The sequence below is a fragment of the Acinetobacter pseudolwoffii genome (genome assembly GCF_002803605.1).
Taxonomy (GTDB): domain Bacteria; phylum Pseudomonadota; class Gammaproteobacteria; order Pseudomonadales; family Moraxellaceae; genus Acinetobacter; species Acinetobacter pseudolwoffii.
Window position 1 is genome coordinate 126,530 of sequence record NZ_PHRG01000006.1, and the last position, 10,149, is coordinate 136,678.

General features: G+C 42.7%; 14 protein-coding genes and 2 rRNA genes. 11 read left to right on the forward strand and 5 right to left on the reverse strand.

The annotated features are described in order from the left end of the window. Window positions 1-22 precede the first annotated feature (22 nt). The 6 genes from CWI32_RS12020 to CWI32_RS12045 all read left to right on the forward strand — a co-directional run bounded on the left by CWI32_RS12020 (window position 23) and on the right by CWI32_RS12045 (window position 3,350). A complete protein-coding gene (locus CWI32_RS12020; protein ID WP_005098027.1) occupies window positions 23-394 on the forward strand; it encodes a hypothetical protein in 372 nt (123 codons plus the stop codon). A 9-nt stretch (window positions 395-403) separates the two neighbouring features. Continuing rightward, complete coding sequence (locus CWI32_RS12025; RefSeq protein ID WP_005098028.1) at window positions 404-1,078, forward strand: LrgB family protein; 675 nt, start codon at window positions 404-406, stop codon at window positions 1,076-1,078. Between the two features lie 86 nt (window positions 1,079-1,164). Further along, window positions 1,165-1,611 (forward strand): DUF2147 domain-containing protein, encoded by a 447-nt coding sequence (locus tag CWI32_RS12030; RefSeq protein WP_005098029.1) that lies wholly within the window; start codon window positions 1,165-1,167, stop codon window positions 1,609-1,611. A 183-nt stretch (window positions 1,612-1,794) separates the two neighbouring features. Beyond that, a complete protein-coding gene (locus tag CWI32_RS12035) occupies window positions 1,795-2,244 on the forward strand; it encodes a DUF2147 domain-containing protein (protein ID WP_005098031.1) in 450 nt (149 codons plus the stop codon). Window positions 2,245-2,305: 61 nt separating this feature from the next. Continuing rightward, window positions 2,306-2,755 carry a DUF2147 domain-containing protein gene (locus CWI32_RS12040; RefSeq protein ID WP_005098033.1) on the forward strand — a complete coding sequence of 150 codons (450 nt, stop codon included), beginning with the start codon at window positions 2,306-2,308 and terminating at the stop codon, window positions 2,753-2,755. A 148-nt stretch (window positions 2,756-2,903) separates the two neighbouring features. Next, window positions 2,904-3,350, forward strand: coding sequence for a DUF2147 domain-containing protein (locus CWI32_RS12045; RefSeq protein WP_005098035.1), 447 nt, complete (start codon window positions 2,904-2,906; stop codon window positions 3,348-3,350). 52 nt (window positions 3,351-3,402) lie between these two features. Here CWI32_RS12045 and CWI32_RS12050 read toward each other — a convergent pair whose 3' ends face one another. From CWI32_RS12050 to pdxA, 3 genes are read right to left on the reverse strand one after another with little or no spacing between them, the layout of a single operon-like run. Further along, window positions 3,403-4,248 carry a symmetrical bis(5'-nucleosyl)-tetraphosphatase gene (locus CWI32_RS12050; RefSeq protein WP_005169457.1) on the reverse strand — a complete coding sequence of 282 codons (846 nt, stop codon included), beginning with the start codon at window positions 4,246-4,248 and terminating at the stop codon, window positions 3,403-3,405. A 6-nt stretch (window positions 4,249-4,254) separates the two neighbouring features. Continuing rightward, a complete protein-coding gene (gene rsmA / locus CWI32_RS12055; protein ID WP_100535392.1) occupies window positions 4,255-5,067 on the reverse strand; it encodes a 16S rRNA (adenine(1518)-N(6)/adenine(1519)-N(6))-dimethyltransferase RsmA in 813 nt (270 codons plus the stop codon). 33 nt (window positions 5,068-5,100) lie between these two features. Continuing rightward, window positions 5,101-6,072 (reverse strand): 4-hydroxythreonine-4-phosphate dehydrogenase PdxA, encoded by a 972-nt coding sequence (gene pdxA, locus CWI32_RS12060; RefSeq protein ID WP_171063322.1) that lies wholly within the window; start codon window positions 6,070-6,072, stop codon window positions 5,101-5,103. Between the two features lie 303 nt (window positions 6,073-6,375). On the opposite strand from pdxA, the gene rplM reads away from it, so the two are divergent. From rplM to CWI32_RS12085, 5 genes are all read left to right on the forward strand, one after another. Further along, on the forward strand, window positions 6,376-6,804 hold the full coding sequence (rplM, locus tag CWI32_RS12065; protein ID WP_004281682.1) for a 50S ribosomal protein L13: 429 nt from the start codon (window positions 6,376-6,378) through the stop codon (window positions 6,802-6,804). Window positions 6,805-6,817: 13 nt separating this feature from the next. After that, window positions 6,818-7,204, forward strand: coding sequence for a 30S ribosomal protein S9 (rpsI, locus tag CWI32_RS12070; protein WP_005007735.1), 387 nt, complete (start codon window positions 6,818-6,820; stop codon window positions 7,202-7,204). A 337-nt stretch (window positions 7,205-7,541) separates the two neighbouring features. Continuing rightward, window positions 7,542-8,195, forward strand: coding sequence for a glutathione S-transferase N-terminal domain-containing protein (locus CWI32_RS12075; protein WP_005098044.1), 654 nt, complete (start codon window positions 7,542-7,544; stop codon window positions 8,193-8,195). A 9-nt stretch (window positions 8,196-8,204) separates the two neighbouring features. Beyond that, window positions 8,205-8,633, forward strand: a complete 429-nt coding sequence (locus CWI32_RS12080; RefSeq protein ID WP_005098047.1) for a ClpXP protease specificity-enhancing factor — start codon at window positions 8,205-8,207, stop codon at window positions 8,631-8,633. Window positions 8,634-8,652: 19 nt separating this feature from the next. Further along, the gene (locus tag CWI32_RS12085; protein ID WP_005169443.1) at window positions 8,653-9,300 is read left to right on the forward strand and encodes a hypothetical protein; all 648 of its coding nucleotides are present in this window, start codon (window positions 8,653-8,655) and stop codon (window positions 9,298-9,300) included. A gap of 351 nt (window positions 9,301-9,651) precedes the next feature. On the opposite strand, the gene rrf is transcribed toward CWI32_RS12085, so the two are convergent. Then, window positions 9,652-9,766: ribosomal RNA gene (rrf, locus tag CWI32_RS12090) — 5S ribosomal RNA — on the reverse strand. Between the two features lie 191 nt (window positions 9,767-9,957). Further along, window positions 9,958-10,149 (reverse strand): 23S ribosomal RNA (locus CWI32_RS12095); the annotation flags it as partial.

Genomic DNA, 10,149 nt, shown 5'->3' on the forward strand with positions numbered 1-10,149 from the left:
AACTTAATAATTGATCATACGAATGAACTGGATAAAACGAATAGACTGGCCAGCATGGATCGGCACCCTGTTACTTATTATTGTCTTTCGGGAAGCATCCGTCTGGCTCATGACCCAGCTGGATCATCCTGAATTGGGCAATCTGGTAGGATTGCTCAGCTTATTGATTGCCCTTTTTACCTGGCGCTATTTCGGTAAACTTCCCGCTCGTCTCGTAGACACCAATAACAAGCTGATGAAGGAAAGCGCCTTTGCTTTCCTGCCTGTCAGTGCAGGTGCACTGATGATGCTGGTCCATATGGGCCAGAAAATTCCGGCATTTTTATTCATCATGTTTTTCAGCACCCTGATTCCTTTATGGATTTACGCCAAAATGGCCAAGCGCTGGTTATAGGAGTACCGCATGTTATCTATTTTATATGGCTTTGCGGTCACGCTGATGGCCTATCTGATTGCCAAACCCTGTAACCGGATCATCCCGCAAATTCCTGTCATCGTATTTAGCATGTTCTTTGTGCTTGCAATTTTATTTGTGCTCGGGATTCCTTATCAAAATTACATGGATCAAGTGAATCCGCTCTTCAATCATTTACTTGGCTATGTGACCGTCGCCCTGGCCATTCCACTGGCTGCAATGCGCTATGATGACTTACCACTAAAAGCGATTATCGGTATCTTGGTTTTTGCCAGTATCAGTGCTGTCGCCCTGCCAATGGGACTGGCGTATCTGCTGCATATGTCTTCCGCAGATATTATGGCTTTCGCGACTCGGGCGGTGACGACACCCATTGCGATTAATATCGCCACCTTACTGGATGCTCCAATCAGTATGGTGATTCTGATTGTGATTCTTTCCGGAGTGATTGGCGCAGCATTTTCACCGTTTATCCTGCGGCATATCAATGATGAACGTGCTTCCGGACTGGCCTTAGGATTGGCAGCACATGCGATTGGTACAGCTCAGGCCTGGCAGCGTGGCAGTGTTGCGGGACGTTATGCCGCTTTCGGTATGGCAGTCAATGCGGTGTTTACTGCCATCTGGCTGCCTACGTTTATACTTTATTTGCAAAAAATGTGACTAGTGAATCATTTTAATTGTTTGTTTTGTGCTTTAATCGTTCCTAATATACAAACATAAAACAATTTTATTCAAGGAACAGAAATATGAAAAAGGTTCAATTATTCTCGGCTTTACTTTTAACCTCTTTCAGCCATCTGGCCTTAGCTTCGGATCTGTCAGGGACATGGCGCAATATCGATGATAAAACCGGTTCACCTAAAGCATTCCTGGAAATTCGCGAAACAGCTACAGGCACTTATACGGCCAAAATTACCAAAATCACGCCGCGCCCGGGCTATACCCCAAAAGAAAATTGTGTCTCTTGTCCTGCACCTTATACCAATAAACCGATTCTTGGACTGGATGTACTGACAGGCCTGAAGCACACCGGCAATAATAACTTTGCTCAAGGCAAACTACTCGATCCATTATCCGGGAATGTGTATAGCACCAAGGCAAAATTAAGCAGTAATGGTAAACGTCTGACTTTACGCGGCTATGTAGGCGTTTCGGCCCTGGGTCGCAGCCAGACCTGGATTAAACAGGATTAATTCATACTCTATTGAATAAAATGTGATGAGTTTAAAATTTAGCAGAGAGAAGCTTGCATTTTCATACATTAAGTTGTATGAATATTGAACATATGCTTTTCTCATGGATTATGAAAGTATAATAAGTAGAATTTACATAATATGTATCAAATGGAATTTGATGCGTTGTCATAAGGATATCGTATGCAGAAAATTGCAATTTTAGGTGTATTTACAGCCTCTATAGTCACCTGCTCCATGGCATTTGCGCAGGAGTTATCGGGTTTCTGGCAACAGATTGACGATAAAACCGGCTCACCTAAAGCACTGATTGAAATGAAAACTCAGGCAGATGGTTCTTATACTGGGAACATTCACAAAGTTACACCGCGACCAGGCTATACGCCACGGGAAAAATGTATAAAGTGCCCACCCCCATATACAGACAAACCGATTTTAGGACTAGAGATCATTAAAGGGCTGAAACCAACCAGCAAGAATAACTATGGACATGGTCAAATACTCGACCCTTTAACTGGCAAAATTTATGATTTAAAAGGGCGGATTTCTGCCAATGGGAAACGACTGACTCTACGTGGATACATTGGGATATCTGCCATCGGCCGTACACAAACCTGGATTCGCCAGGATTAATAAAGCAGCACATTTGTGTTGGAGATATTTTATTTCATCTATAAAAAAAGGGATAAATATAATGAAACAATCTAAATTAGGATTAATATTCATCGCTGCCATGATGACTGGCACTGCGTATGCACAGGACTTAACAGGCACCTGGCAACAAATTGATGACAAAACCGGTTCACCAAAAGCAGTGATTGAAATTCGCCAAAATGATAACGGTACGTTTGCCGGAAAAATTATCAAAGTTACGCCACGTCCGGGCTATACTCCACAAAAAACCTGTAATAAATGTCCCGCGCCTTATACCAATCAACCTATTCTGGGCATGGATGTACTGACTGGCTTAAAACATGTGGAAGGCACCAATAACTATGAAAAAGGCCGTGTGATCGACCCGCTGGCAGGTAAAATTTACGATGCCAGAGTACGTCTAAATGCCAATGGTAAACGTTTAACCTTGCGTGGTTATGTCGGCGTTTCTGCTTTAGGCCGCAGCCAGACCTGGATTCGTCAGGATTAGTATCCAATTCTCAATATTAATAAAAGCTGCCAACTTGGCAGCTTTTTTTAGTACATTAACTCTATAGTATTCAGATAATTATTGACTATTTAATCATAATTCCTAACATGAGGGCGCGATGACAAAAAACTCTCTGGAATGACTCTCTATGTTAAAAAAAATATTACTTGCCGCATTGACCACAGGGTTTAGCATGACCCTTTGGGCGGAAGATATTACTGGAACTTGGCAACAAATTGATGATAAAACGGGAGCTGCCAAAGCGATTATCGTAATTAGCCAAGAGCCTAACGACACTTACTCTGCTAAAATTGTGAAAGTTACCCCGCGTCCGGGCTATACACCACGTGAAAAATGTAATGCCTGCCCTGCTCCCTATACCAATCAGCCCATTTTAGGTATGACAATTATCAAGGGCTTAAAACATGTTAAAGGCACCAATAACTATGAAAAAGGTAAAGTGATTGATCCTTTGGCAGGTAAAATTTATGACGCAAAAATGCGTTTAAACAACACTGGCAAACGTTTAACCCTGCGCGCCAGTGTAGGTGTTTCAGTACTTGGTCGTAACCAGACCTGGATACGTGCAGACTAATAGATAGTTTAAAAAAGCCACGTGATCACGTGGCTTTTTTTATTGGATTTACTTAGATCACCGGATTATCAACCGCGAACATCTGCTGATCTTCCAGACGGAATGCCATGAGTTGATTGCCCCAGACACAGCCACCATCGACATTTTGAATTCGGTCCGAAATAGTTTTACCATTTAAGGCAGCCCAGTGACCAAACAGAATCTGATGGCTTTGCGCTGCTAATGACTCAAATTCAAACCAGGGTTTAAAGCCTTCCGGCATTGGATCATCTAGCGCATCTTTAAAGCTGTATTCCAGACGCCCCTCTGCATCAGTGAGACGCATCCGGGTCAAATAATTCACGATACAGCGAATACGCTCATGGCCCTTTAGCTGGTCTGACCACAGTGCGGGTTCTTTCCCAAACATCTCTTTCAAAAAATCATCCAGCACATCGAAGTCATCATTAGAAATGATGGCTTCAACTTCTTGTGCCAATTGAGCAGTTTTTTCTGCATTCCAGATATTCGGAATCCCTGCATGGGTCAGAATAGTCTGCTCATTTGGAAATAGACACAGCGGCTGTTTACGCAGCCAGTCAATCAGGTCATCGCTGTCGATGGCATCAATCACATCACGAACATTGTCTTTTTCTTTAATCGGCTTGATGCCGCGGGCATAGGCCAATAAAGTCAAATCATGATTACCCAAGACTGTTGCAGCCGATCCCTGTTCGGCCAGCTTCTTGATAAACCGCAGTGCAGCAATTGAGTTTTCACCTCGTGCCACCAAGTCTCCAGCAAACCAGATAAAGTCCTGATCTGCATCGAAGCGGATTTCTTTGAGCAGAGCTTTCAAGGCCTCAAAACAGCCTTGCACATCGCCAATTACATAATTATATCGAACAGTGCGGTTCATCGTTATTTAAGCCACCATTTGATCTGAAAGTGCAACAAACTGTTCAAGGGTCAGAGTTTCTGGACGTGCCATCGGGTCAACACCCGCTTTTTCAAAACCACCTTCAACCAGCATGCCTTTTAAGCTATTGCGCAAGGTTTTACGACGCTGGGTAAAGACATGAGATACCAGACGTGCCAGCGCTTTTTCATTTTTGGCCACAATCGGCTTGTCTGCATAAGGCTCTAAACGAAATACCGCCGAGGTCACTTTTGGTGGCGGATTGAAAGATCCCGGTGGTACTTCAAACAGGAAAGTCGGTTTGCAGAAATACTGGATCATGACTGACAAACGGCCATATTCCTTGGTATTTGGTAATGCGGTAATCCGATCAACCACTTCTTTTTGCAGCATGAAATGCATGTCCTGCACTTTGCCACCAAATTCCAAAAGATGAAAAAGCAGGGGAGTAGAAATATTATAGGGCAAGTTACCAACCACGCGCAGCGGACGGCCTTCTTCAAATAATGTTGAATAATCAAAGCGCAGTGCATCGGCTTCAATAATGGTTAAACGTTCTGGATGTGGTACACGACCCGGCAGGCCCGCAGCCAAATCGCGGTCAAGTTCGACCACAGTCAATGCATCACATTCACCAATCAAAGGTGAGGTCAATGCGGCCAGACCCGGCCCAATTTCCAGAATGTTCTGACCTGGACGTGGGTTGACTGAGCGTACAATTTTGGCAATGACACGTTGGTCATGTAAGAAGTTTTGACCAAATCGTTTTCGAGCCTGATGCCCTTCTTCTTTTGGGTTTAAGGCATTAATTTGATACATAAAAACATTTCCAACGTGAGTGATGAACAATAATCAGTGGCGCGCCAGATCGAGGGCTAAATCGACAGCAACGTGCAGGCTGGAACTTTTCGCAAGTCCCGTACCCGCAAGGGAGAGTGCTGTGCCATGATCTACAGATGTACGAATAAAGGGTAAGCCGAGGGTAATATTAATGGCTTCACCAAAGCCCTGTGATTTTAACACAGGTAAGCCCTGATCGTGATACATCGCCAGAACCGCATCGGCATCTTTTAAGTTTTCCGGGGTAAATAACGTATCTGCGGGCAAGCTTAAACTCATATTGATGCCTTGAGCACGGTAGCTTTCGAGTACCGGATTAATCACTTCAATTTCTTCCATACCCAAATAGCCACCCTCGCCTGCATGCGGATTGAGACCGCAAACCAAAATATGCGGATGTTCAATCTTAAATTTGGATTTCAGATCGTGAATCAGGATATCAATGACTTGATGCAAACGCTCTTTGCTAATCGCATCGGCAACGGCACGTAAAGGAAGATGCGTCGTTGCTAAAGCCACACGTAAAGTCTTGGTCGCCAGCATCATCACCACCCGCTCAACGCCTGCAAATTCTTGATAATATTCGGTATGACCGCTGAAATGGATGCCAGCTTCATTCATCACAGACTTTTGCACCGGTGCAGTTGCCACGCCGACACTTTTAGCTGACATGGCATAGTCCGCAGATCGTCGCAGTTGTTCTAATACATAAGCGGCATTGTTCGGGTTCAATTCACCTAATGCCACAGGCTGATTGAGTGGCACATGTTCAACATACAGCTGACCTTTTTTTGAAGATGCGTCCTGTCCGGTATATTCAATCAACGCCACAGACAATTTCAATTGATCTGCACGGGCTTTCAGCATATTCAGATCGGCCAATACTACAATCGGACGTTCATCCACACGTTCTGCCAGACTCAGGCAAATATCGGGACCAATTCCGGCAGGTTCTCCGCTGGTGACATATAAAGGCAGCATCATCTTCTCAATTTGGCAAAGCTGAGAAATATTATAACCCGATCATATCCAGGCTGCAGCGATCATTGCAAAGCGTCCTTATAAATCAATATTTTGATACGAATTGAAAGGATGGTTACAAATATAGTCCTCGTTTTTGCGAGATATTCAGGTTTATGCCTTTCCTTATTTCAGGAGATTAGATAAAATACAGCGCTTGAAATTTCAATTTTCATTTGTGATTCTTCACGTATTCGTTTAGAATCGCGTCTCCTTTAGTTTGGACAGATTCCATAGTCCAAACCAACTATAATAGGTAGTGGTTTAATGAAAACTCTCAGCGCTAAGCCAGCTGAGGTTCAACACGACTGGTACGTTGTTGATGCTTCTGGCAAAACTTTAGGTCGCCTTGCGACTGAAATCGCTCGTCGTTTACGCGGTAAGCACAAGACTTCTTATACTCCTCACGTTGACACTGGCGATTATATCGTTGTAATCAATGCTGAAGAAATCACTGTGACTGGTAAAAAGTCACAAGATAAGAAATACTATCGCCACACTGGTTTCCCTGGTGGTATCCGTGAGACTAACTTTGAAAAGTTAATCGCTCACAAACCAGAAGCAGTTCTAGAAAAAGCTGTTAAAGGTATGTTACCTAAAGGTCCTCTTGGTTATGCAATGATCAAGAAAATGAAAGTGTATGCAGGTACTGAGCATCCACACGCTGCTCAACAGCCACAAGTTTTGGACATCTAAGGGATAACAGCACATGGCTACTAATTATGGTACAGGTCGCCGTAAGACCGCAACTGCACGTGTTTTCCTATCAGCTGGTACTGGTAAACTCGTAATTAACAACCGTACTCTTGAACAGTATTTCGGTCGCGAAACTGCTCGTATGGTGGTTAACCAACCTCTTGAGCTGCTTGAAGCAACTGAGAAATATGACCTTTACATCACTGTTGCTGGTGGTGGTATCGGTGGTCAAGCAGGCGCAATCCGTCACGGTATTACTCGTGCATTGATCGCTTCTGACGAGACTTTAAAACCTGCTCTTCGTCAAGCTGGTTTCGTTACTCGTGATGCTCGTGAAGTTGAACGTAAGAAACTTGGTTTACGTAAAGCTCGTAAACGTCCTCAGTTCTCTAAACGTTAATTCGTTTACCGAACCGGACAAAAAAGCCTTGGATTATTCCAAGGCTTTTTTTATAAGTATTCATTATCAATATTGAAGGATATTTTTGCGGTTATTGTTCATGTATATCTTTACCCCAGCCCCCGTCATGGCACCAGAATGATTTACTCAGATAATAATTTGCCACACCAATAACAATAAATAGCAGGATGATGAGCGGTTTAATAAGCATGCTGTTTTTCTCCAGATATTTTTCTTATAATCTACCTTGGCTCAAGCCGATTGATCTTTGATGCTTGGTGCTTTTTAGGTTGAATTTTAGTATCCTAGTCTATTCATTAGAACTTCATCAGGATTTATGTCAGTCGAAAGCGCGCCTCTTCAAGGAATTACCTTATATAGTCATGCCGATGACTTCCGTTCCCATTGGATTCGCTATGTGCTTGCCGAGAAGCAAATTAAATACAACCTGATTCTGGTAGATACAGATGACGAGGATCTGGCCAGTCTCAATCCTTATAATCAGTTGCCGATGCTGATCGAAAATGAACTCAAATTATTCAATACTTCAATTATTTCTGAATATGTAGATGATCGCTATCGTCAGAATAAACTGTATGCCGATGCGCCGATGCCGCGCGCGGAGCAACGTCAATACATCTGGCGCTTTGAAAATGACTGGCTACAACTGGCCGATATCATGTTACGTCATCCAGACACCCTAGATAAAAAAGCCAAAAACCAGGCACAGAAGCAGTTACAAGATATCCTGACCTCATTGATGCCACTATTCCAGCATTTTCCCTATTTTATGTCTGAACAATTCAGTATTCTGGATTGCATGTTGGCGCCAATTTTTATCCGCCTGAAACAGATGGGCATAGAATTACCGCAGCAGCAATGCCGTCCATTTTATTTATATTGCCAGCGAATTTTCAGTCGTCCTGCCTTTGTAAAATCTATGACATTGCAGGAAAAAAACCGTTATTCAGCACAAATCAAGAACCTGTAGAGAAACATCATGTCCGAACAAGAATTCAACCTTAGCCCTACTCGTCCCTATATGGCACGCGCAATCTATGAGTGGGTTTGCGATAACAATATGACGCCCTACTTGCTGGTCGATGCGACACGTCCAAATACCATGGTTCCTGAGCAGTTTATTAAAGATGGGCAGATTGTGCTGAATATTGTGCCTCATGCGGTACATGCGCTACATATGAGCAATGATGCAATTAGCTTCTCTGCTCGCTTTGGTGGTGTCTCTCGTGATATCTATGTCCCTATGGCAGCCGTACTCGGTATTTACGCACGTGAAAACGGCCAAGGTTTATTCTTTGATCCAAGTGAATATGAACATACACAAACCGATGAAGATGCTTTAAAATCAAGCACTGAAGAAAAACCTGAACAGCCAAAGAAAAAACCAACTTTAAGGTTATTAGATTAAAAAATAATGGAGCAAGTGAATGGCTTTTGATTTAGTACAATATTTTGTTGAACAGATAGAAACTCAAAAGCCTGAGCTTCTAAAAGACCATACGAAAGAAGAAAGACGAAAATATATAACTGAAATTAATGCCTTAACTTTAGGCAAACTGATTACCGAGTGGCGCAACAATCCACAAAAAATTTATAACGAAATTAATCATCCTGATGAATTATATATACTGGAAGTCGTGCGTCATCTGGCCACCCATTCGGAAAACCAGTCAGCTCTGGATCGAACTCAACTAGAACAAAGCACCTCGGAAATTTTCCATTTACAGCTCACTGAATTAAAACAGTTACATGATACCGGCAATCATAATCTTAACAGCATTCAAGAACTGCTCACCGGCCAGATTGAACATTTATCCGGTCAAGCAGATGATTGGGTTTGGACAACAAACAACCTAACAGAACTCAAAGGCTCTAAACCAATTGTACAAGAAGAGCTATCATTGGAGGCATCAATGAAGGAGTTTAATCAAATGGTAAGCCAGAATCATCAGCATCAAGATGTTGAAGACGTCGTTCTTGTAGAAACCCCAACATGGGCAAAGATTGTTGAACCCATCATCGCCATTGCAATTCTTTGGGTATTAATCGCAGCCGTAATGCGCGTATTTGGTTAAAATGAACTGCAATCAAAAACCAGCATTTTGCTGGTTTTTTTATTTTTACAGATTTATGAACTGAATTTTTAGGCTATTTTCTCTGGTCCCAAGCAAGTCTTCGCTCACTCCCCTATCTAAGATTTAAATCATGCCAGTAACGCGCAAGAGAGCTGTACCAAGAGCTATCGTAAAGACCTGTACAGATCTACATTACACATCGCTTAAAGTCACATCTAAGGCTATCTCAATTATTGTTTTATGAAAATTCTATCCTAATCAAAGAACGGATAATTTTAATTTCCCTATTTTTCTTTTTTCCGCGCATAAAAAAACACCCCCTGCTAATTGCAGGGGGTGTTTTGAATAATGAGCTGGCGATGACTTACTCTCACATGGGTAACCCCACACTACCATCAGCGCAAAGAGGTTTCACTTCTGAGTTCGGGAAGGGATCAGGTGGTTCACTCTTGCTATTGTCGCCAGCACAACTGTTATGGACTTGTTCGGGTCTTATTTAACTACTTTTTTGTAGTGTTTGCCTTACTTCGTACCAAATAGAATACATTAACAGGTATATCTGAGTTGAACATTGTCTTACTAACGGTCTTCTGAATCAAGCTATTTTGCTTAATATCGAATCAATCGAGCTTTATACAACAACTGTTTGGGTGTTGTATAGTCAAGCCTCACGAGCAATTAGTATTGGTCAGCTTCACATATCACTATGCTTCCACATCCAACCTATCAACGTCGTAGTCTTCAACGGCTCTTTAGGAGACATAAAGTCTCGGGGAAATCTTATCTTGAGGTAGGCTTCCCGCTTAGATGCTTTCAGCGGTTATCCCTTCCGAACATAGCTACCCGGCG

Coding starts and splice junctions, on each gene's coding strand:
- CWI32_RS12020 (WP_005098027.1), top strand. CDS start 23: ATGAACTGGATAAAACGAATAGACTGGCCAGCATGGATCGGCACCCTG.
- CWI32_RS12025 (WP_005098028.1), top strand. CDS start 404: ATGTTATCTATTTTATATGGCTTTGCGGTCACGCTGATGGCCTATCTG.
- CWI32_RS12030 (WP_005098029.1), top strand. CDS start 1,165: ATGAAAAAGGTTCAATTATTCTCGGCTTTACTTTTAACCTCTTTCAGC.
- CWI32_RS12035 (WP_005098031.1), top strand. CDS start 1,795: ATGCAGAAAATTGCAATTTTAGGTGTATTTACAGCCTCTATAGTCACC.
- CWI32_RS12040 (WP_005098033.1), top strand. CDS start 2,306: ATGAAACAATCTAAATTAGGATTAATATTCATCGCTGCCATGATGACT.
- CWI32_RS12045 (WP_005098035.1), top strand. CDS start 2,904: ATGTTAAAAAAAATATTACTTGCCGCATTGACCACAGGGTTTAGCATG.
- CWI32_RS12050 (WP_005169457.1), bottom strand. CDS start 4,248: ATGAACCGCACTGTTCGATATAATTATGTAATTGGCGATGTGCAAGGC.
- rsmA (WP_100535392.1), bottom strand. CDS start 5,067: ATGTATCAAATTAATGCCTTAAACCCAAAAGAAGAAGGGCATCAGGCT.
- pdxA (WP_171063322.1), bottom strand. CDS start 6,072: ATGATGCTGCCTTTATATGTCACCAGCGGAGAACCTGCCGGAATTGGT.
- rplM (WP_004281682.1), top strand. CDS start 6,376: ATGAAAACTCTCAGCGCTAAGCCAGCTGAGGTTCAACACGACTGGTAC.
- rpsI (WP_005007735.1), top strand. CDS start 6,818: ATGGCTACTAATTATGGTACAGGTCGCCGTAAGACCGCAACTGCACGT.
- CWI32_RS12075 (WP_005098044.1), top strand. CDS start 7,542: ATGTCAGTCGAAAGCGCGCCTCTTCAAGGAATTACCTTATATAGTCAT.
- CWI32_RS12080 (WP_005098047.1), top strand. CDS start 8,205: ATGTCCGAACAAGAATTCAACCTTAGCCCTACTCGTCCCTATATGGCA.
- CWI32_RS12085 (WP_005169443.1), top strand. CDS start 8,653: ATGGCTTTTGATTTAGTACAATATTTTGTTGAACAGATAGAAACTCAA.